The organism is Granulicella aggregans, assembly GCF_025685565.1.
GTDB lineage: Bacteria > Acidobacteriota > Terriglobia > Terriglobales > Acidobacteriaceae > Edaphobacter > Edaphobacter aggregans_B.
Window position 1 is genome coordinate 1,357,085 of the sequence record NZ_JAGSYE010000001.1, and the last position, 21,838, is coordinate 1,378,922.

Below are 21,838 nucleotides of genomic sequence, written 5' to 3' on the forward strand. Positions count from 1 at the left end.
TTCCAGGTGATTCAATCCTGCTTCATCCGGACCGCATACTCCGCCCGGCGCTGCTCCACTTCCTCATAGTTCTTCTCCGCCCACTCCCACACGCCGCAGAACGCCGCCCCCAGGCTTTCCCCGAGCTTCGTCAGCTTGTACTCCACCTTCGGCGGAACTACCGGGTACACTGTCCGCGTGACGAAACCGTCCGCTTCCATCTGCCGAAGGGTCTGCGTCAACATCTTCTGGCTGATGCCGCCCACCAGCTCTGCCAGCCGGCTGAAGCGAACAACCCCGTGCTGCGCCAGCGCCTCCAACAGCAGAAGCGTCCACTTGTCCGCAACACGCCCGATGACCTCCTCGACCAGCCGGTCGATCTCCGGCCGAGCCACCTTGCCGTCCAAGCTTTCGAACCGCAGCTTCTTGGCCTTCTTCTTCAGCTTCTTCGCATCTCTTACCACGCGGTGCGTACCCCACTCGAAAGTGCCTACTTCCCAAGAGAGAGTGGCTCTCTTATCGTAATTCAAGAAGGAGAATTACCAACATGAATCCCAGCGCAAACAACACCATCCTCATCACCGGCGGAGGGTCCGGCATCGGCCGTGGCCTCGCAGAGGCCTTTCACAAGCTCGGCAACAAGGTCATCATCGCGGGCCGACGTAAGGAGGTTCTCGAGACTGTCACCGCCGCGAATCCCGGCATGGAGTTCGCCGTGCTCGATGTGCAGGACTCGGCCAAACTCTCCGCCTTCGTCGCTAATGTGACCGCGAAGTACCCTGCTCTGAACGTGCTCATCAACATGGCGGGAGTGATGAAGCCGGAGAACTTTGCCGACTCGACCGACACCTCCTCCGCCGACGGCATCATCGCCACTAACCTGACCGCGCCGATTCACCTGACCGCTGCCCTGTTGCCTTTGTTGAAGCAGCAGCCAAAGGCCACCGTCATGACCGTCACCTCCGGCCTGGCCTTCGTGCCGCTCGCGATGACGCCCACTTACTGCGCAACGAAGGCCGCGATGCACTCATGGTCCGTTTCGCTGCGCTACCAACTCCGCGAGACTTCGGTAGAAGTTCTTGAGCTCGCGCCGCCTTACGTCCAGACTGAGTTGATGGGCGAGCACCAGGCCAGCGATCCCCGCGCCATGCCGCTCGCCGATTACATCGCGGAGGTCATGGACATCCTTACCAACCAGCCCGATGCGAAAGAGATCCTCGTCAAGAATGTCTATCCGCTACGGTTCGCGGGCGACTTCAATAGCGAGAAGTTCTACGCGTTCTTTGAACAATTCAATAACGCCATGGCTGGCCACTAGGGGAATCACCGGTTCGGTCCCCCCATCGCGAGAGACAAAGACGCGATGGATGGGGCACCCGGTTCAGGTGATCGATTAGGCGAATTGATCCAGGCTAAAGCCCATCTGGTAGGTTTCACCGTGTGCGAGCAGATCTTCCCAGGTGACTTCGCGGCCGGTGTAGCCAGCCATCCGGCCCAGCATGCAACTCAGCGCCGTCTCTACTCCGGCTGCGATCTGGTTGTGCGCTGGACCAGAGGTGATGCTGTCGATGAAGCTGCGATCTTTGTCGCGGTCCGCGAACTCAAGGTTGTCGAGGAAGCTTCCGTTCGCGGCAAACTGGCCTGATCCCGGAGCATTGCTGCGAGAGTCCTTCCACTCCCACGCCTGCGCACCGGTGATCTGGATCGGTCCGGAGTAGGGAACCGTCGCCGATCCGGCTGATCCGAATAACTTCAGCCCTGCGTCGAACTTGCCGTCGCTGCCAAACTGCGTCGAGGCGAAGGTGAAGTGGACGCCGCCGGGATAGGTGTACTCGACCTCGTAGTTGTCCCAGCAGTCGCCGTAGTGCTTCAGGACGTTCCGGCCTCCGGTTGCGGTCGCCTTCAGCGGATGCGCACCCAGCATCCAGTTGCAGAGATCGATGATGTGGATGTTCTGCTCGACGAGGATGTCGCCGGAGAGCGCCTTGTCCCACAGCCAGTTACGCAGGCGGTACTCGTCGGGCTTGATGCCGGGATGCGTCTTCTCCGTCGATGCCGGGGCGTTGTAGTTGCCCGATACCGTTGCGACTTTACCCAATGCGCCTGCCTTGATCTGGGCTTCAATGGCAGCGATGGGTGGTGCCATACGGCATTGGAAGCCGACATCGACGCTTTGGTGCGGCTTTACGCGCTTCGCGATCTCGAGTGCCTGTTTTGCCTGGCGGACGTCGATGCCCACCGGCTTCTCGCAGTAGACATGCTTGCCAGCATCGACCGCTGCGGCGAGATGTTGGACATGGAAGAACGGCGGTGTCGAGATCTGGATCACATCGACATCTTGCGATGCCGCCAGTTCTTCGAAGGCGTGGGGGCCGCGAAAGAGCAGCTTGCTGTCGATCGCTGCGCGGGTCAAGCTGCCATTCACTTTGTCGAAGTGGGCCTTGCCTGCCGCCAGTTGATCAGGGAAGATATCGGCCAGAGCGACGACCTGCCCCGCTGTGTTCTGCGAAAACGAGGTTGCGACCGCCGTCCCGCGGTTGCCGCATCCTAGCAGGCCGATGAGGACAGCGGAGTTTGCCTGGTAGCCGAACGCGGTGCTTGACTTCAAAATCATGATGCCCGATACGGCCTGCGATCCCTTAACGAGTAGTTCCCTGCGATTCATAGCACCTCTACTTGATCTGGCTTCAGCCCACTACTTCCTTCAGTATGTTTTCGAGATACAACTTCTCCTGGCGCACATCTTCAATCTGCTGCGGCCCGGAAGTCTCACGCTCGATCGTCACCGCGCCGGTGTATCCCACTTTATGCAGCTTCGTGAAGACGGCGCGGAAGTCCACCAGGCCCTTGCCGATCTGCACCTCTTCGCCAAGCTGGCTCGGGTCGGTCGGCCAGCGTCCATCTTTAGCGTGGATGCTCCTCACATGCGGCCCCAGGATGTCGACCGCATCGACGGGATTCGCCTTGCCGTAGAGAATCAGGTTGGCGGTGTCCAGCCCCACGGCAAGGTTTGGCATGTTTACGTCGCGGATCATGCGGGACATGGTCGTCGGCGTCTCCTGCCCGGTCTCCATCAGGAAGTGCTGGCTGTTGCCCTGGCAGTGCTGGGCGACAGTGCGTATCGCCTCCACTGCGCCGGGATACAAAGCGTCTGCCGGATCTTCGGGGATGAAGCCGCAGTGCGTCTGCACCTGCCCGATCCCGACCATCTTCGCGAAGTCCGAGACCTGCCGCAGCGCGTCGATACGCGCCGCCCGCGTGGCCGGGGGAACCAGGCCAATCGTCGAGGGCCCTTGCAGAAAGTCCCACACCAGCGGCTTCGGACCGACGACTTCAACCGTTGTCGCAGTCACCTCGTACTTCTCGAGCAAGCCCTTCATCTCCGCCGCAATCGCTGGCGTGAATCCGCCAATGTAGCCATCAAGCGATAGGAAGCAGTTGCTGAAGCCGAGATCATGCACGCGGCGGATCGTCGCCTCCGGCGCTCCGAAGGGGCTTACCAGCAGGCCCAGAGCCATCGGCTTCAGTTTGTTCGGCTCTGCGGACATCGGGGCGGGGTGAAGTGCGGCCGCAGCCATCGCGGCCGATGCTGCGGTCAAGAACTTGCGGCGATTCATTCAGTTTCCTCGTCTGGAACTCTTCCCGGCACAACGCGATAGCGGTTTGGCGGTTGACTCATTATGCGGGGCCCTACCAGCTTTTCACCACACGGGCTGTTGAAGCAAGCCATAGCCCAAGGCCTACACAGTTGGCGCATGCGCAAGGGGTGTGCCGCGTCAGCGCGCCTAACCTCCTCATTTACAATCCCCGCATGGCCTTCGAACCTGGCAGCATCATCGGCGAGTACACGATCGAGGCTGCCCTCGGCCATGGCGGACTCGGCACCGTCTACAGGGTCAGGCATCGTATCTCCGAGCGACAGGAGGCCATGAAGGTCCTGCTGCCGGAGCGCACCGGCACGCCCGAGTCCGCCGAGCGCTTCCGCCGCGAGATCCAGATGCTCGCGTCCTTGAATCATCCAAATATAGCCAGGCTGCATACTGCCTTCTACTTTGAAGAGCAACTCGTCATGATGATGGAGCTGGTCGAAGGCGAAGACCTCCGCACCCTCAGCCGCCGGACCCGAATCGCCATTCCGCTGCTGTTGGACTACTCTTCTCAGGCGCTGCGCGCGCTCGAGTATGCCCATACCCGTGGCGTCGTTCATCGCGACATCAAGCCAGCCAACATGATGGTCTCGCCCGGCGGGCAGATGAAGGTGCTGGACTTCGGCCTCGCGCAGAACGGAACATCGACAGAACTCACCCTCGCCGGCTCGGTCGTGGGGTCGCCGATCTATATGTCTCCCGAGCAGGTGCGCGGCGAGAAGGCCACGTCGCAGTCCGATCTCTACTCTTTCGGCGTGACACTCTACGAACTCATCGCCGGCGATACTCCCATCCAGGGCAAGAACGCCTACGAGCTGATGATGGGCCACCTGAACCACGTCCCAAAGCCGCTGCATCTGCTTCGCCCCGAGATCCCAGGGCATATCTCTGATGCCGTGGCCCGCGCGCTGGACAAGGAACCGTCGCGCCGTTTCGCGAGTGCGGCGGAGTTCCTTGACACCCTAAATGCCCGCGCCCACGCACCGGATGACCTGACCGCCACGCTGCCCCCCGTCAACAACGTTCAACGTGGCTCCGACGACCAGAACAAGACTCCGACGGGAGCCGTCCCGCAGCCGCTCGAACCGCTGGTGAAGCATCTTGCCGCATTCATCGGACCCATTGCGAAGATCACCGTCCTGAGGCTGGCGAAGAGGACCTCCGACATCGACCAGCTCTACCAGGCGGCGGCGAAGGAGATCGACGATCCGGCTGAGCGGCAGAAGTTCCTTCGCACACGGCCACACTAAGGCCTCTACTCGCCCAATAGATCCATCGCCTTCTTCAGACTCGTATGCATCCGGTTGAAGGATCGCGTCACCTCGGTGACCTCGTCGTTTCCGCGAACCGTCAGGTGTTCGAGGTCCATCTCGCCCCGGCTGATCCGGTTGGCCGACTCCGAGATTGTACGTAGCGGTCGGATGACGATCACGTACAGCCCAATGTCGATCAGCACGATCACGAAGGCGAAGATGACGAACAGGTCGATCGTCAATCGGATCAATCCCTGGTGCGCGATCTTCAGCGGCAGAGAGGTGGGAACCGAGACGATCTGCGCGCCCACCACTTCGCCCATGTTCCAGCCGAAGCCGTTGCGGTCGCCGTACTTCGCCACCAGGGTCTTCGGCGCGGCTGATGGCTGGCTGTGGCAGCTCAGGCATCCCTCGGTCACGCGGATGGGGTGTGCGAGGTACAGGCTTGGCCCGTTCGCGGTCTCTCGCGTCCGCGTCAGCTCGTTATCGTTCGGCGCGTCGCGAAAGTGCTGGATCAGGTCAGCCTCCCAGTCCGTTGCGCGGTCGCGCAGGTTGGTCGGGTTCAGTGCTGCTTCTTTATAGGTGTAGTCCGGGTAGTCGTGCTGGATCTTCTGGAAGGTGGTCGTCGCGGCGTAGAAGGGGATGGTCTGCGGGAGGAAGACACCATCATGTTCGCCCGCCTTTGCCAGGTACGGAGTGATGGCCTCCTCGGTGTAGACCCGGGTCGCGGAGGCGCTGGCAGCCAGCAGGCCGGCCTCGCGCAAGACCTCTTCCTGCGCCTGGTTCTGCAGAAAGTCCCGTGCCTCAAACCAGGTCGAGATCAGGCCAAGGGCGAAGACGCCCACCAGCAAAAGATTGAACTTCACCAGTAGCTTCAAAAGTTCACTCCCGTCGCGCCTTCAGTAAGGCGCCGCGCCCGTGCGAAACGTCCGCAGTTCGGGTTCACGATACTGGAGCGATAGTATCAGCGTAGAGGATGCTCCCCATGTCGACCGCAGCCGTTCCACCCCGCCAGCACGCCTCCACCGGCCCCAGCATCCCCACGCCGCCAGAGCCTTCGCACGCCGAGCGTGTCCGCACGCTGCTGTCGCTGACGTCCGTCGCGACGCTTTCGACGCAGTCGCGCAAGCACGAGGGGTTTCCCTTCGGCTCGCTGATGCCGTTTGCGTGGGACGCTGCTGGTCGGCCTATCTTCCTGATCAGCAACATGGCGATGCACACGCAGAACCTGCGCTCGGACCCGCGTTGCAGTCTCTTCATCCTGCAAACGGCGGCTGATGGCGATCCGCTTGGCGCTGCCCGGGCCACGCTGGTCGGCAACGCCGAGCCAGTGGCTGCCGAAGAGTTACCCGCTGTCCGCGAGCTCTATCTTGCCCGCCATCCCAACAGCAGCTATTGGGTCGATTTCGCCGACTTCCACTTCTTTCGCCTCGAAGTTCTCGATCTCTATTACGTCGGCGGATTCGGCGTCATGGGCTGGGTCGCCGCAGACGACTACGCCACGGCTGCGCCTGACCCGCTCGCCGATGCTGCACCTGGCATCATCGCCCATATGAACGCCGATCACGTCGACTCGATGATCCTGCTCGCCCGCGTCCACAGCGGTCTTGAAGCGACCGAGGCTACGATGACCTCCGTCGACCGGCTCGGCTTCTGGCTGCGCCTGAAGACCGCCGAAGGCATGAAGGGCACGCGCATCAACTTCACCCGCGAAGTGGCCACCGCCGGCGAGACTCGAACCGTCCTGGTCGAGATGGTACGAGCGGTCCGATGATTCCGGCCAAAAAGAAATCAGGCTCTACGTTTCAGGCATATACTTGCGTCGAGCAGATCTGGACGAACGCGTCTGCGGCCAAGCACGGTTTTACGGAGAGCAAACCATGAGAATCGCCTCCCTTCACCTTCCCGCAGCGTTAGCCGTCGGACTCTTCGCGTCTGCCTGCGCCGCACAATCTGCCGATCCCGCAACCCAGCCGGCTCCTCGTGCCGCAACGGTCATTTCAACCGATGTGCCGGACCGCAACGAAGACCAGGCTACGACGCGCTCCGTCTCTCAGATTCGCATCGTCCGGCTTAGCCAGGTGCGTGGCGAGGTCCAACTCGACCGCACCGGCCAGAAGTTCGAAACTGCTTTCACCAACCTTCCCATCGTTGCCGGGGAGGAGCTCCGCACCCAGCTCGGAGTTGCCGAGGTTGAATTCGAAGACAACAGCTCCCTCCGGATCATTACGAACTCCCAGGTAGACTTTCCCCAGCTTGGTCGAAGCGATTCAGGAGCGACCACGACGACGGTCCGCCTCGTACGCGGCAGCATGTATGTCAGTCTGGTCAGCAGCAAGATTCCCCCGGAGTTCACCGTCCGTGTCGGCGGTGAGACTCTGAAGCTCGCGCCCTCCAGCCACTTTCGTGTCGACTTGACCGACACCACCGCCAAGTTGACCGTCTTCCAGGGCGAGGTCACTGCCGTCAGCGACTCGGGTTCGCTGATCGTCGGCAAGCATAAGGCCGCTACATTCGACCTCACCGCCGGAGCAATTCCTACGCTGGCCCGGATGGACGAGGGCTCACCGTTCGATGCCTGGGACAAAAACGCTGTCGATTACAATAAGTCACTGGCCGTCGTCGCCAGCTACGCCAACTCGCCTTATAGCTACGGCGTCAACGATCTCGCCTACTACGGCTCGTTTTCGGACGTTGGAGGCTGTGGCACGATGTGGCGGCCTTACCTTGCCGGCGCTTCGTTCGACCCGTACGCCAGCGGTATCTGGAGCTACTATCCATCCAGCGGCTATTCGTGGGTTTCGCCCTATCCCTGGGGCTGGACGCCGTATCACTCCGGAAGCTGGAGCTACTGTGGAGGCGGATGGGGATGGCAGCCGCAGGGTGGTTGGAACGGCTTGCAGAATCAGCCCTCAGCTTCGAAGATCAAATCTCCCGGGGGGTTGCGCCCGCGGCCGCCGACTAGGCCCGTGGGCGGCCAACCGACCTTTGTGACGGTCAACCTCTCACGGATGCAGCCTTCGGGTCTCCTTGCCGATGGTTCTTTCGTCTTTCACGGCGAGTCTGCGGGCCTCGGGGTTCCCCGGGGCGTATTCAACCACCTAGACAAGATCTCCGAGCACGCCGTCGAACGTGGATCCATCACCCGTACTCTCTCAGAGACGCAAGCGGAGCGAACCTTTGTCTCGACAGCCAGCTCTGCAATCTACACCGCTAATGCAAGACAAGGCTCATCCGTCAGCCTTGGACGCAGCTATGCAGGATCCGGGACGGTGGCCCATGCTTCAGCAGGCAGCACATCCTCGGGTTCCGTTCATAGCGCTAGTTCCTTTACTTCGTCGTCATCGTCATCAGCATCGGCATCAGTATCGAGTTCAGCGGGCGCTTCTGCTGGCAAGGGCGGACCTCACTAACGAGAGCCGATCTCCTGCGTACGCGCGATGACCACGCGGGCAATTCCCTGTAGGTCGCTCAGGACTTTTACGCGGTTCCAGCCGTACAGGAGGTCTTCGATCGCGAGACGCTGTCCATAGCCAATCTCGATCGCCAGAAGGCCTCCCGGCTTCAACACTTTTGCGGCTGCCGGGAGCAGTCTTCGATAGATGTCCATGCCTTCGGCTCCCGCGAAGAGGGCCATCTCGGGCTCAAACTCGCGAACCTGCCGGTGCAGGCTCCCCCGGTCCGACTCGGGAATATACGGTGGGTTTGAGAGCACCGCGTCGAACGGCTCCTCGCCTTCAACTCCAGCCAGCAGATCCGATCGCATAAAGCGCATGCGGTGATCCAGCCCTAGCCGCTGCGCGTTCTTCTGCGCCACAGCCAGAGCCGCCTCGGAGAGATCGAGCGCCGTTACGGCCGCCAGAGGAAGGTGATGTGCGACTGCAATCGCAATCGCCCCGGAGCCTGTACCGACATCGACGATCCGAAGAGGTTGGTCTTTTGGAAGCCGGTCGAGTACCGCTTCTACTAACAGCTCCGTCTCCGGTCGCGGGATCAGAACGGCTGATGTCACCTTGAAGGGCAGGCCGTAAAACTCCTGCTCGCCGAGGATGTACTGGATCGGTTCGCCGGTCTGCCGCCGTGCGATCAGTTCCTCGTAAGTTGCGAGCTCTTCCGCTCGCAGAGGCCGGTCGCCATCGGTAAACAATACTGTCCGGGCCGCACCGGTTACATGGAGCAACAGAAGTTCGGCGTCGCGCTCCGCGTTACCGCCGAGATCCACCTGTTCCGACAACCGGGCTGCAGCCGCTGCAATTGCGTCACGAAGAGTCACGCCCCATTCTCTCTCAGTTGCTTCGGGCGATCTCCTGCATGAGTCCGACAGGATTGTCGTCTGGATCGCTGACGATCGCCAGCCAGAGATCGTGGTCCGGCATCTTCGCGATCATCTGCGGGGCCTGCACGCTCGGCACTCCCGCATCAGCAAGGCGCACATAGTCGCCATCGAGGTCGACGGACTTGAGATAGAGAATCGTTCCACCATTCGAGATCGGTCTGCCCGGCTCCGGTGTTCCCAGCAGCAATCGGACTTCGCCGCACTGCAGAAACGCCATCGTTCCGGCGTTGAAGAGAAACGCCATACCCAGAAGGTCGCGGTAGAAGGCGACCGACCGATCCAGGTCACTCACCGTGACCGCAATCTGCATGATCCTGCCGGGACCAACTCCGGTCATAAGTACCTTTCAGCGTGTGGACAAAATCAGGAAGAATGGGTTTGGCCGGACGCTGCACTTCTGCGTCTCCGATTCGTGCCAGACGGTTCCGTTCGAGTACGTGATCGACTTCACCTCGATCCAACGGATTGAAGTCACGCCGTCCATCCAGAGATCGCTGCTGAAGCCTCCACCATCCTTCGCTTCCAGGTGAAATGGCCGGATAACGTCGGGAACGTCTGAGTTCGCTGTGAGAACGGCCCGATTTCTGGGCGAAAGAGCGTGTGCCACGACCTCTGCGCTCTTGATGCGCAGCGCCCGCAGTCCGGTCATTGTGACCGTCAGCCCCTGCGCCGGCCTGACCGGGATTGGGCTTCCCGTTTCAACCTGCTGGGGAAATGCGCGCTGGTTCGCCGACAGGAAGACAGGACATCCCGATACTGTAAGGCCAAGGTGCGGCCTTTGCAGGAACACCTGTGAGCCGTCGAGTCCAGGAGCCTGGGCGATGCCATGCGTAGCGGAGAGCATAGCCGCCATGCCAAGAGAGATCGGAAGGAACCTGAACGCTGTAGAGATGGTACGCATAGCGGCACCTCGGAGAGGATGGATCGCCTTCCCCAACACTCTACTCCCGGTTACGCCGAGCCTTCAACAACGCAGTTCCGTTGCACCATGCGACGCAGCGAACGGCTTCCCTGTTCGGCATCCCCGGTCACAAGGTAGACAAGCACAGCTCCCTGAAAGAGCTGCAATAACTCGTCGGCGACGGCTCGATCGGGAAAGTATGGCAGCAGCAGTTCCTGCCACATCCGCTGCTGCTCCAAGTAAAACGCCCGGGCGTGCTCCGATCCGCTCCAGCCCCGCCGCGTCACGTCCATGATGAGCAGAAGAACCCCGCGCGACGCGGGCGCGGTGCTCCGGCTCCATAAGGTGCCGACGAACTCCTGCGGCGACGTTCCCGGAGGAAACGAGGCTGGGTCAAACTGGGCGCGCAGCCGATCTTCAAGAAGCCCGATCACGGCAATCTCCAGATTCTCCCGGCTTACAAAGTAGTGAATGAGCATCCGCTTGCTTACCCCTACTTCGGGGGCGAGTTGGTCTAGGCTCAAGTCCAGCGTGCCCGCTGCGATGTACGCTGCGAGGCACTTCTCCAGCAGGCCATTTGGAACGCGCCGCTTGTCCGTCTCCGCATTCAAGCTCTTCTTCACTCCGGCTTGTACCATGTGGTACAAGTAATGTACCGATTGGTACAAAGTAAATCTATCAGGAGTGATCATGAAAACGAACGACACCATCCTTCTCGGTGTAGCCGGACTTGCGTTCTGGATTCTTGGAACTCTCTTGTACCGAGTTCGGGGACAGGCCATCTTCGAGACGACAAGCCTGCGTTACTGGCTCAACTTTGTCCTGACTCCGCTGATCTCGGCCTTCGCCTGCGTAGTGCTCTTCCGGTGGCTTGCAATCCCGGACGCTCAATGGCCGTCGGCCGCGCTGCTGATCGCAATTCCAGGCATGATCGGAGAAGCGGTTCTGCTCTCAAACTTCTCCCGGTGGATGCCGCGCATGCAACCGGCAACCGCCGGAAGTTACAGCGGATTTCTCTTTGCCACCTACGCCCTGGTGCTGCTCGTGGCAGAGATCGCCAGTCTTCAGGTAGCAGCTTAGGCCGCGACTGCCTCGGCCTTCAGCTTCTCCGCCGTGTAGTGGGCAATCAAGGCGTCGATCGTCGGTTGCAACTGGCCTTCCATGACCATTGCAAGCTGATGGTTGGTCAGGCCGATGCGATGATCGGTGAGGCGGTTCTGCGGGAAGTTGTAGGTGCGGATCTTCTCGGAGCGGTCGCCCGATCCGATCTGCTGCTTGCGGTCTTTCGCCTGCTCCTGGTGGATGCGCTCGGCCTCGACTTCATACAGGCGAGCCCGCAACACGCGCATTCCCTTTTCGCGGTTCTTGATCTGCGACTTCTCGTCCTGGCAGCTGACGACGGTGTTCGTTGGCAGATGCGTGATCCGTACCGCGGAGTAGGTCGTATTCACCGACTGCCCACCTGGTCCCGAGGAGCAGAAAGTGTCGATACGAAGGTCCTTCGCCTCAATCTTGATGTCGACTTCCTCGGCCTCCGGCAGCACGGCCACGGTGATCGCGGAGGTGTGCACGCGGCCCTGGGTCTCGGTTGCGGGAACGCGCTGCACGCGATGAACGCCCGACTCATACTTCATCTGCGAGTAGACATGCTCGCCTTCGATGATCGCCGTCACGTCCTTAAGGCCGTGCCCGATGCCGGTCTCCGTCTGCGAGAGTATCTCGACCTTCCAGCGATGTTGCTCGGCGAAGCGGAGATACATGCGGAAGACCTCGGCCACAAACAGCGCGGCCTCGTCGCCGCCCGTTCCCGCGCGCAGTTCCAGGATCACGTTCTTCTCGTCGTTCGGGTCCTTTGGAAGCAGCAGAATCTTCAGAGCTTCCTCGATCGGCCCGACGCGGGGCTCGAGGGCTGCCAGTTCTTCCTGCGCCATCGCGCGAATCTCGGGATCGCTCTCGGCCAGCATCGCCTTCGCGTCGGCGATCGCGTTCTTCACGGAGCGGTATTCGCGGAACTTTTCGACGATCGGCTCCATGTCGCGGTGCTGTTTGGAGACCTTGCGGTAGTTCTCCTGGTCGCTGACGATGTTAGGGTCGGAGAGTTGCTTGCCGAGATCTTCGTAACGGGCTTCCATCTGGTCGAGACGGTCAAACATAGCGGGTGCTCCTAAAGGCTGAGTGTAGGGGGTAGGGTACAAGGTGTGGCAAGACACACGACGCTGCGGAGAGGCGCAGCTAGAGGAAGTCGTGGCGGATCGTCACGCGGGAAGAGAACACCGGGTTTGCCATGGGACCTTGCATCGCTAATTTAGATGTTACAGCTTCTTCAAGGTTGCAGCATAGGTTCTGCTGCGGCAGTTGTACCTTGCCTGAGACCGCGATCCAGCCGCAAGTAACGACCAGGAGCGGTTCCGCCGAATCTGCTGCTTTTACGCCGGAGGTACCGATGCTACAATTGACAGTATTGTGGCGGCTATAGTTCAGTGGCAGAACGCCGCTCTGTGGCAGCGGATGTCGTGGGTTCGAACCCCACTAGCCGCCCCAAAATCCCCTCCCTGCAATTGAGCAGCGATGCGGGGCCTCAAGTTGAAGCTGCGTATCTAACGGACTTCCTTTGCCCCGCGCCTCCCAAATAGCCTCCAAGATGAAGATCAGTGAGAATCCGGTTCAGGCGATCGCCCCGCCCGCGCGTCTGTTCGTTGGGACATCGGGATGGGCGTACCCGACCTGGAAGCCCGGATTTTATCCGGAGGGCCTGGCGGCGAAGAAGTTCCTCGGCTACTACGCGTCCCAGGTGAACTCGGTGGAGGTGAACTACACCTTCCGCGCTCTGCCCACCGCGAAGATGCTCGCCGACTGGCTGGCGGCGACGCCGGAGGGGTTTCGCTTCAGCTTCAAGGCCCCGCAGCGCATCACGCACTTCAAGCGCCTGCGCGAGTGCGAGGCCGACCTCAGCCAGTTAGTCGCAGCTTTAGATCCCGTTCGTGCCGCGGGCAAGCTAGGGCTTCTGCTCTTCCAGCTTCCACCGAACTTCAAAGCTGATCCCGAGCGTCTGGGCGAGTTCCTGGCGCTGCCCATATTCACCGCCGCTGCTCTTCCGGTCGCCTTCGAGTTTCGGCACGAGAGCTGGTTTACGCCTGAGGTAGAAGCTCTGCTGCATGACCACAACGCCGCACTTTGCATTGCAGAGAGCGACGATCTGGTCTCACCGGAGATTCATCCTGCCGCCACGCACACCAGCTTCCGGCTGCGGCGCAACGGCGGTTACGGTGCCGCGGAGGTTGCTACGTTCGCAAAGAAGTTCGCCTCGCTTGCGGAATCACGCGACGTCTACGTTTATTTCAAACACGAGGACGAGCCGACGGGGGCGCTGAATGCGGCTGCTCTCATCAAGACGTTAGGTGCCGGAAATTGATGGCGGCTTCGACATCTGTGGCTGCAGCGCTCGACGCCACATTCCGTCCCCGACGGTTCCTTCGCAACGGCCATCTCCAGACGATCGTCGGCAACTTCCTGCGCCGGGTGGATGCGCTGCCGCCGCCGGTGCCATTCCTGGTTGAAGTGGCTCCAGCCCAAGGGAGCGAGCCGGCGAGTCAGGTCCTCTGCCACTGCCACTTCCAGGCGGCCGAAGTGAGAGCGGAACGGCCGACGGCGATCATTGTGCATGGGTTGGAAGGCTCGTCGAACTCGCAGTACGTCATCGGTAACGCGAACAAGCTGTGGCGCGCTGGCTGCAACATCATCCGCATGAACATGCGGAACTGTGGCGGCACGGAGCGCCTCTCGCCCACGCTCTATCACTCCGGCTTCTCGGGCGATGTCGATGCCGTCATGCGGTTCTTCCTCGCTCGCGAGGGCTTTACGAGCATGGCGCTGATCGGCTACTCGATGGGCGGAAATCTCGTTCTGAAGCTTGCGGGCGATCTGGGCGCGAACGCTCCTCCCGCATTGAAGTCCGTCATCGGGGTCTCGCCTGCGATCGATCTTGGACCTTCGGCTGACGCTCTGCATGAACCGCTGAACCGCGTCTACGAGATGAAGTTTCTGCGCTCGCTGGTCGCACGCTACCGGCGCAAGGCTGATATGTTTCCCGCGATCTACGATGCTTCCCGCGCGGATGGTCTGCGCTCTCTGCGCGACTTCGACGAGCGCGTCACCGCCTTCTACGCGGGCTTCACCGGTGCTGACGATTACTACTACCGCGCGGCCTCGGCCCGGGTGATCGATCGCATCGCGGTCCCGGCGCTGGTGCTGCATGCGCTCGACGATCCTTTCGTCCGGCTCACCCTGGAGAGCCGAGCCAAGCTGCAGGCGAATCCCTGCGTCACCTTGCTTGAGACCACGCACGGCGGCCACTGCGCCTTCCTGGCTGATGCCGATCCCGCCCGGGGTGACGACGGTTATTGGGCGGAGCAGACGCTGCTTCGCTTCCTGCTCGCCAACGCCTGACAGAGGCGGCTCCGTAGCTACGCAATTGACTGAAGTAGGACCGCTGCTGGCCAGTCGAAGCTAAAATAAGGAGTTATGGTTGTTGAGTGGTCGGTGGAGTGCTCTGCGGATGACCCAGTGCTGGTCGTCCCATGGTCGCGAGCGGAGGCGGGCGCGGCGACAACTGAAACGGCGGCCGACTTTGTCGACCTGCGCGAGAACCCCTATGACATGGATCAGATCCCGGAGGCCGAGCAGAATCCTCCGCTGATGCAGGCCCTGCGAGCTCTGAATGCTGGCCGGTCGCCGGTGTTCACGGCCAAGTGCGACGCCTGGGTGCTCGATGCTGAAGAACTGGAGCAGCTACAGTTGCAGCTCGACATCCGGACTGACAGTCCTGACGCGAAGACAGGATTCGCCAGCTATATCGACCTGGTCTGGCGCGACCGCACGATCTTTGCCTCGTTCCATCAGAGCGAGCAGTTGCTGCATCGGTTGGAGCGGCTCGCGGTTTCGATCGACGAGCCGCAGGTGATGCTGGATTGCGTGCTGCGTCCGGCATTGGTCGACCTCACCGGCCCGCAGGAGGGCTTCGCGGTATCGCTCTACGTGAAGGCGCTCGGGCCGAATCTCGCGGCTGCGAAGCAGGTGTGGGGATCGGCGCTCGAGGCGGTCGTCGCACTGTTGCGCAGCAGAGATATCGCACTGGCGTAAAGGTTCGCCGCGCTTGCGGCTGCACCTGCCATTACAATCGCATTAGCACCGGGCGAGTAGCTCAATTGGATAGAGCACCGGCCTTCTAAGCCGACGGTTGTGGGTTCGATCCCCGCCTCGCCCACCATCTACCCTCTACAAACTTGAACAGCTGTATCGATCGCGTTGCTGACGTGGCGATTTGGGTCATGCTCCGCGCCTTTTCTGGTGACAAGCGATGGATGCTGTGGTTCACTTTCCTTCGACACCTCTACTGACTATTGTTCTGACCTGAATTCGCGCGTGCTCCGAAGTTTACGGAGGCGCATTCTGTTCGCCGGATCGTAGCTCTGCTCTTGCCCGAATAGGTGAGCGGATGGGCTGTCGGGAGATTCAATTGCGCAATCAGAGCTATTGGAAGATCGAGGCCCCGGGAACGGTATTGTTTTGCGGAGTGGTTTTGTTGGCAACCGTCAGTGGCATGGCTCGCGCCGCTACGACTCCAGCAACGCCTGCGGCACAAACAGCGGTCTCCACCGTGGACCAGAGTGTCGTAACGATCAGCAGGGACGGATCGCGGCGCGAGTTTAAACGGCAGATCCGGGTCTTTTCGAAGCATGCGCCGAAGGCCGCTCCCGCCTCTTCGCCGGCGAAGCCGAAGAGAGCTGCATCGACAACTCCAATCGTCGGCCAGACCGGGCCAGGGCGGTCGAAGCCGAATCTCGTGCCCGGATATCCGAATGCGGTGATCAACTCGCAGAGCTTCGGCAGTACGCCGGTGGGTGGAACTTCGTCGACGATCACGCTGTCGTATCCGTATCCGGCGGGAGTGACCGAGCAGAACCTCACCTTTGCAGCGGGGTTGAACGGCTTCTTCGGGGAGGCCACCTGCAACTACCCAAATCCGTGCACGGCTCCCCTCGCGTTTCAGCCGAATTATCCGGGATTGACGACGAACGCGGTGATCTCCAAAGACCAGAACGGCAACGTTATCTATGAGACTTTGCTCTACGCGACCGGGACCTCGCCGCAGCTTGGATTCGACCTGGGCGACTTGCGGGTCTCGACTGGGCTGACGAACCAGCCGGACAGCGTCGCGGTGGGCCCGGACGGAAACTACTACATCACCGACGCGTCACAGAACGCCGTGTACAAGTACACGACGAGTTCCGGTTCGTCGGGGCAGCTGGATATTTCGGGGCTGGGGACGCCGGGCGGCATCGCAGTCGATGGTGCCGGTACGCTCTACATCGCGGACAAGACGCATAACGCGATCCTCGCGTACAACGAGGGGTTCGGGACGCCGACGACGCTGACGACGAGCACGCTTTCGAATCCGACCGGGGTCGGAGTGGACGGGACGGGAGCGGTGTATGTCGCCGATACTGGGAACAACCGGGTCATCAAGATCGACAACCAGGGAACCGAGACAACGCTTGCGAGCGGGATTGCCCCGCCGACGAGCCTCGCGGTCGACTCCCTCGGAAACGTGTTTTACGTAGACGATCAGAATGGCGGAGAGGTAACAGAGCTGCCGGTGGCGGGCGGAACCGCAATTTCGATTGCGACTGGGCTGGGAGCTTTAAACGACATTGCAGTGGATGCAGGCGAGCGGATCTACATCTCGACCCCGAATGGCGACACCCTGATCAGCCCGGACGGGACGCAGGTCGAGTATGGTGGCGGGTCGAACTACGGGATGGCGGTTGACCAGGCCGGCAACGTCATTACGACGCAGCCGGGAGGCAGCGGTCTTGCGATTACGAACCGGTCGGCGTCGAACTTCATTCTGACGACGCAGGTTGGGACGACGACGACGGGCGGCGACACGATCTCGAATACGGGAAACATGCCGCTGACGTTGAGTAACCTCGCCATCAGCGGGACGGTGTTTACCAAGGACTCGTCTAGCGTCTGCGTGAACGGGCTTGTGGTGCAGCCGGGGCAAAAGTGCGATTTCTCGGTGGACTTTTCGCCACCGGCTGCGCAGAGCTACCAGGAGACGTACACCGCGACATCGAACAGTCTGAATGACACCACTTCGACGAACGGCACCACGCTCTATGGATATGGCACGGGAGTGGCTACGGCGGAGTCGCTCAATATCAATCCGAACCCAGTGCTCACGGGCCAGACGGTTGAGTTGATCGGCACGGTTTCGCGGACGGGCACAGGCGTTTCAGGGGTCACGAACGGCTCGACGAGCTTCTATGACGGCACGACGCTGCTTGGAACCGTAAGCCAGGCGAATGGGGCGGAGTACGCGATGTACTTTACCTCGGCCCTGTCGGCGGGCACGCACAGCATCACGTCGAAGTACAACGGCGACACGATCAACGCGGCGAGCACGAGCGCGGCGCAGACACTATTGGTGACGGCCGGAAATGGCTCTGCCACCACCCTGCAGTCCGGAAGCGAGTCTCGCCAGGGCCAGAGCGTCTACTTCCAGATGCAGGTGAGCGCCTCTCCGGCGCAGTCGCCCGTACCCACTGGAACGGTGACGCTGACCAATACCAGTGCCAGCCCCGCTGCAGTTCTCGGCACCATCACGATCGATGGGAACGGCGCCGCATCCCTCTACTATTCGAAGCTGCCGGTAGGCAACGCGGCCTTGGTAGCGACCTACAGTGGCGACGCGAACTATGCGCCGAGCACAAGTGCGACGGATAACTTCACGGTGCTTGCGCGACAGGCGACGGTCACGGCGTTGACGGTCAGCCCAACGTCGGTAGCGTACCAAACGCCGATCACTCTCACCGCGATGGTGGGAGCAGGCGACTCGAATTTGGGCGGAGGACAGGTATTCTTCTGCGATACGACTCTGGCAGTGGCCTGCAATTTGAGCTCGAATCTCGGCATTGCACAGATTTCGATGGAAACTGCCTCGGCGACTCTGAAGCTGGCTCCCGGAACAATTGGGACGCATAGCTTTACGGCAAACTTTGTGCAGATCGCCGGCATACAGTCCAGCGTGTCGTCGCCGCAGACGGTTACGGTGACCGGGAAGTACCCATCCGCCACAAGCTTCACGACGACCGGAAGCGGCGGAAACTATAGCGCGACCGGGACCGTGGTCAGCACGGGATCGAACACCGTCGCCCCGACAGGCATGGTCTCGTTCCTCGATACGAGTAACTCGAACTCGGTCCTGGGATCGGTTGGTCTGGGTGCGGGAGCGGTAGGATTCTCAGCGGCGACACCGGCGAGTGGAGCAAACTCCACCGGCGAAGGCTCTTACGGCCAGGCTGCGGGAGACTTCAACGGCGACGGCTTCCAGGACCTGGTGGTCGGCAACTACGAAGAGAACACCGTCAGCATCCTGCTGGGCAAGGGAGACGGGACGTTTCAGCCGGAGGTCAAGTACAACGTCGGCAGCGAGCCGGAACGGGTGCTGGTCGCTGACCTGAACGGCGATGGCAATCTAGATCTGGTCGTTGCGAACACGGGCAGCAGCACGATCAGCGTGCTGCTTGGGAACGGGGATGGGACCTTCCAGATGCAGGTGACGTATCCATGCGCTTCGCCGGTGGGTCTGGGTGTTATGGACGTCAACGGGGATGGACTCCCCGATGTGGTGGCCGGAGATTACTACGCCAATACGATGAGCGTGCTGCTCGGTTATGGCGACGGCACATTGCAGACAGCGGTGACTTATCCGACGGGCAGCACTCCGCAGACGATCGCTGAGGGCGATTTCAACGGCGACGGTTTTGTGGATGTCGCGGTGGGGAATAACGGAGATAACACGGTCGGGATCTTCCTGGGCAACGGCGACGGAACCTTCCAGCAGATGGTGACCTACGCGGTCGGAAATGGCCCGCAGGGAGTGCAGACGGGAGACTTCAACGGCGACGGCAAGCTGGATCTTGCCGTGACCAACCATGAAGACGGAACGGTCAGCGTGCTTCTCGGTAACGGCGATGGCACGTTCCAGACGCAGGTCACGTATCCGGTCGGAGGGCAGCCAGTCGGCCTGGTGATCGCAGACTTCAACGGCGACGGGAAGCAAGACATCGCCGTCGGGAATACAGCGCAATCGAGCCTGACGGAGAGCATTCTTCTGGGCAACGGCGATGGCACGTTCCAGACGCAGTTGACGTATCCGACAGGAAACTTCCCGTATGGCGAGTCCTCTGCGGACTTCAATGGGGACGGATTCCCGGACGTTGGCGTCTCGAACTTCAGCGACGGAACTTCTATCGTCCTATTGAGCCAGGTGACCGAGACCGCAACCGGAACGCGCAACCTGACCATCGGCGGAAGCAGCGACAGTACGCATGCGGTGGAAGCCAGCTATCCGGGCGACGCGAATGTTTCGGCGAGCGTTTCGCCGACCACGAACCTGACCGGTGGTGGAACCGTAGCCGCGGCACAAAGCGCGACGACGCTGGCGATTACGCCCGCAGCTCCAACTGCAGGCCAGAGTGTGACGTTCACGGTTGCGGTGGCAGGCACGGAGCAGGTAACCCCGGTGCCGACGGGGATAGTGACACTGACCAATACGGCCGTAACTCCTGCGGCGGTGTTAGGAACGGTAACGCTGAACGGCACGGGCACTGGCAGCTTCAGCACGACCGCGCTTTTGGCCGGAACCTACACCGTCGTGGCGAGCTATAGCGGCGACACGAGCTACCAGGCGAGCGCGAGCACGGCACAGACGCTAACGATCGCGAAGTCCGCGCAGACGATCACCTTTGGGACGCTCGGCAATCAGACGTACGGAGCGGCTCCGTTTGCGTTGACGGCCACAGCAAGCTCCGGGCTGGCGGTGACATACTCGCTGACAGGACCAGCGACCGTGACGGGATCGACGGTCACCATTACGGGAGTTGGTCAGGTTGTAGTGACAGCCGCGCAGTTGGGCAACGCAACCTATGCGGCGGCGACCTCCGTCTCGCAGAGCTTCACTGTGGCGAAGGCCGTGTTGACGGCCACGGCGAGCAACGTATCGCGTACCTTCGGAGTAGCAAATCCGGCGTTGACTTACACAACGGCCGGGTTTGTGAACGGAGATACATCGGCGGTGATCGGCGGCACGGCCACTTTGGCGACGACCGCGACAACCACGTCGCCGGTGGGGACCTATCCAATCACGTTCGCAACCCAGGCTCTGACGGCAACGAACTACAGCTTCACGTATCTGCCCGGAACGCTGACGGTGCAGGGTGGAGCGGCGCAGACGATCACCTTCCCGGCGATTCCCAACCACACAGTCGGTGACGCGCCGTTTACGCTCACGGCAACCGCTTCCTCGGGATTGGCGGTGAGCTACGCGGTGACCTCTGGACCGGCGACCGTTGCCGGAAGCCTGGTGACGCTGACGGGCGCGGGAACCGTGACGATCCAGGCAACTCAGGCCGGCAATGCGACGTACGCAGCGGCGACTCCAGTCTCACAAACCTTCACGGTGTCGCCTGCGGCGGCGCCGACGCTGTCTGGGCTGTCTCCCGTCGGCGCGGTCGCGGGAAGCGCGGCGCAGACGGTGACGTTGACAGGGACGAACTTCACCTCGACCGACCAGGTCAAGGTAAATTCGGCCGCGGTCGCGACGACCTTCGTGAGCGCAACGACGCTGACGGCGGTGATTCCGGCGAGCCTGCTGACGGAAGCGGGGACGTTGCCGGTGACGGTGACTGACACGGCCTCGGGAGACTCAACCACCGTGGCTAGCTTCCTGGTAGAGGTAGCGCCGGTGGTGGTCTTCACTGGGCCGTCGACGGCGGCCTCGGGCGATCAGCCGATGGTGACCTTCCAGTTGAAGCAGCCGTACGCGGTTCCGATCAACTGCCTGTTGACGTTGACCTTCGCTCCGGCCACAACGACCGGCATCGACGACCCGGCGGTGCAGTTCTCATCGGGCGGCAGAACGATCAACGTCACCCTGCCGGCGGGTTCGACTACGACCCCCGACGTCCAGTTCCAGGCCGGAACCGTTGCAGGGACGGTCACTGTCACACTCACCATCACTGCTGATGATGTGAATGTGACCCCTGCGAGCGTCACCCCCGTAGTGGTTACGCTTCCAACGGTGGTGCCGCAGATCTCGGCCGCCAAGGTTGGGAGTACGACGACAGCGGTCACTGTGACGGTGACCGGCTTCTCCAATACGCGTGAGGTGAAGTCAGCGATCTTCCACTTCACGCCTACTCCGGGAAATACGATCTCCAACCCCGACGTGACCATCGACGTTACCTCGATCTTCGCGAGCTGGTACAACACCCCGGCATCGAACGCTTATGGGTCGACGTTCACCTATGCCCAGCCGTTCAACCTGAACGCGGACGCGACGACGATCATGGGAGTGACCGTCACACTGGTGAATGCGGTAGGAAACTCGGTGGTCACGACTGCGACGCAATAAGGGCGAATCAAGCTGTACGCGCCGAAGCGGTCGCCGCCTGTGTTCTATAGAGGCAGAGGGGCGACCGGGATGCGATCCCGCGTTCACTATACGCTATCGGTTTTGCCGTGCTACTCCCTTTGAGTATGGCGTGTCTTTACATAATGTTGGATTATGCCGATAGCATGGATATGGCCGATTGCGTAGAAAGGCCCCTCGGAGATCTTTTGGATCTACACACTCCAGGTGGACGCCATACACCCT

General features: G+C 61.3%; 18 protein-coding genes and 2 tRNA genes. 11 read left to right on the forward strand and 9 right to left on the reverse strand.

What is annotated here, in order from left to right:
* Positions 1-11: 11 nt before the first annotated feature.
* Complete coding sequence (locus tag OHL18_RS05470; RefSeq protein ID WP_263373814.1) at positions 12-443, reverse strand: winged helix-turn-helix transcriptional regulator; 432 nt, start codon at positions 441-443, stop codon at positions 12-14.
* Between the two features lie 83 nt (positions 444-526).
* Here OHL18_RS05470 and OHL18_RS05475 point away from each other — a divergent pair, with 83 nt between their 5' ends.
* Entirely contained in the window at positions 527-1,297 is a 771-nt protein-coding gene (locus OHL18_RS05475; RefSeq protein ID WP_263373815.1) for an SDR family oxidoreductase, read from the forward strand.
* A 75-nt stretch (positions 1,298-1,372) separates the two neighbouring features.
* On the opposite strand, the gene OHL18_RS05480 is transcribed toward OHL18_RS05475, so the two are convergent.
* Both OHL18_RS05480 and OHL18_RS05485 read right to left on the reverse strand, forming a co-directional pair.
* Positions 1,373-2,644, reverse strand: a complete 1,272-nt coding sequence (locus OHL18_RS05480) for a Gfo/Idh/MocA family protein (protein WP_263373816.1) — start codon at positions 2,642-2,644, stop codon at positions 1,373-1,375.
* 22 nt (positions 2,645-2,666) lie between these two features.
* Complete coding sequence (locus OHL18_RS05485) at positions 2,667-3,596, reverse strand: sugar phosphate isomerase/epimerase family protein (protein ID WP_263373817.1); 930 nt, start codon at positions 3,594-3,596, stop codon at positions 2,667-2,669.
* Positions 3,597-3,790: 194 nt separating this feature from the next.
* On the opposite strand from OHL18_RS05485, the gene OHL18_RS05490 reads away from it, so the two are divergent.
* A complete protein-coding gene (locus OHL18_RS05490; protein WP_263373818.1) occupies positions 3,791-4,876 on the forward strand; it encodes a serine/threonine protein kinase in 1,086 nt (361 codons plus the stop codon).
* Positions 4,877-4,881: 5 nt separating this feature from the next.
* Here OHL18_RS05490 and OHL18_RS05495 read toward each other — a convergent pair whose 3' ends face one another.
* Entirely contained in the window at positions 4,882-5,757 is an 876-nt protein-coding gene (locus OHL18_RS05495) for a c-type heme family protein (RefSeq protein ID WP_263373819.1), read from the reverse strand.
* A 107-nt stretch (positions 5,758-5,864) separates the two neighbouring features.
* Here OHL18_RS05495 and OHL18_RS05500 point away from each other — a divergent pair, with 107 nt between their 5' ends.
* Together OHL18_RS05500 and OHL18_RS05505 are read left to right on the forward strand one after the other, a co-directional pair.
* Entirely contained in the window at positions 5,865-6,653 is a 789-nt protein-coding gene (locus OHL18_RS05500; protein ID WP_263373820.1) for a HugZ family pyridoxamine 5'-phosphate oxidase, read from the forward strand.
* Between the two features lie 106 nt (positions 6,654-6,759).
* Positions 6,760-8,292 (forward strand): FecR family protein, encoded by a 1,533-nt coding sequence (locus OHL18_RS05505; RefSeq protein WP_263373821.1) that lies wholly within the window; start codon positions 6,760-6,762, stop codon positions 8,290-8,292.
* On the opposite strand, the gene prmC is transcribed toward OHL18_RS05505, so the two are convergent.
* From prmC to OHL18_RS05525, 4 genes are read right to left on the reverse strand one after another with little or no spacing between them, the layout of a single operon-like run.
* Positions 8,289-9,152 carry a peptide chain release factor N(5)-glutamine methyltransferase gene (prmC, locus tag OHL18_RS05510; protein WP_263373822.1) on the reverse strand — a complete coding sequence of 288 codons (864 nt, stop codon included), beginning with the start codon at positions 9,150-9,152 and terminating at the stop codon, positions 8,289-8,291. The two genes, OHL18_RS05505 and prmC, sit on opposite strands and share 4 nt — an antisense overlap.
* A 13-nt stretch (positions 9,153-9,165) precedes the next feature.
* Complete coding sequence (locus OHL18_RS05515; RefSeq protein ID WP_263373823.1) at positions 9,166-9,552, reverse strand: VOC family protein; 387 nt, start codon at positions 9,550-9,552, stop codon at positions 9,166-9,168.
* A gap of 9 nt (positions 9,553-9,561) precedes the next feature.
* Positions 9,562-10,116, reverse strand: coding sequence for a hypothetical protein (locus OHL18_RS05520; protein ID WP_263373824.1), 555 nt, complete (start codon positions 10,114-10,116; stop codon positions 9,562-9,564).
* A 50-nt stretch (positions 10,117-10,166) separates the two neighbouring features.
* Positions 10,167-10,739 carry a TetR/AcrR family transcriptional regulator gene (locus OHL18_RS05525; protein WP_263373825.1) on the reverse strand — a complete coding sequence of 191 codons (573 nt, stop codon included), beginning with the start codon at positions 10,737-10,739 and terminating at the stop codon, positions 10,167-10,169.
* 67 nt (positions 10,740-10,806) lie between these two features.
* Between OHL18_RS05525 and OHL18_RS05530 the strand changes: the two genes are divergently transcribed.
* Positions 10,807-11,196 carry a DUF5367 domain-containing protein gene (locus OHL18_RS05530; protein ID WP_263373826.1) on the forward strand — a complete coding sequence of 130 codons (390 nt, stop codon included), beginning with the start codon at positions 10,807-10,809 and terminating at the stop codon, positions 11,194-11,196.
* Here OHL18_RS05530 and prfA read toward each other — a convergent pair.
* Complete coding sequence (gene prfA / locus OHL18_RS05535; RefSeq protein ID WP_263373827.1) at positions 11,193-12,269, reverse strand: peptide chain release factor 1; 1,077 nt, start codon at positions 12,267-12,269, stop codon at positions 11,193-11,195. The two genes, OHL18_RS05530 and prfA, sit on opposite strands and share 4 nt — an antisense overlap.
* Positions 12,270-12,582: 313 nt before the next feature.
* On the opposite strand from prfA, the gene OHL18_RS05540 reads away from it, so the two are divergent.
* The 6 genes from OHL18_RS05540 to OHL18_RS05565 all read left to right on the forward strand — a co-directional run bounded on the left by OHL18_RS05540 (position 12,583) and on the right by OHL18_RS05565 (position 21,595).
* A tRNA-His gene (locus tag OHL18_RS05540) sits at positions 12,583-12,657 on the forward strand.
* A 100-nt stretch (positions 12,658-12,757) separates the two neighbouring features.
* A complete protein-coding gene (locus tag OHL18_RS05545) occupies positions 12,758-13,528 on the forward strand; it encodes a DUF72 domain-containing protein (RefSeq protein ID WP_263373828.1) in 771 nt (256 codons plus the stop codon).
* Entirely contained in the window at positions 13,528-14,562 is a 1,035-nt protein-coding gene (locus tag OHL18_RS05550; RefSeq protein WP_263373829.1) for a YheT family hydrolase, read from the forward strand. Before OHL18_RS05545 ends, OHL18_RS05550 begins: the two co-directional genes overlap by 1 nt.
* Before the next feature lie 75 nt (positions 14,563-14,637).
* A complete protein-coding gene (locus OHL18_RS05555) occupies positions 14,638-15,255 on the forward strand; it encodes a hypothetical protein (protein ID WP_263373830.1) in 618 nt (205 codons plus the stop codon).
* A 50-nt stretch (positions 15,256-15,305) separates the two neighbouring features.
* Positions 15,306-15,382 (forward strand) — tRNA-Arg (locus tag OHL18_RS05560).
* Between the two features lie 249 nt (positions 15,383-15,631).
* Complete coding sequence (locus OHL18_RS05565) at positions 15,632-21,595, forward strand: beta strand repeat-containing protein (RefSeq protein ID WP_263373831.1); 5,964 nt, start codon at positions 15,632-15,634, stop codon at positions 21,593-21,595.
* Positions 21,596-21,838: the final 243 nt, after the last annotated feature.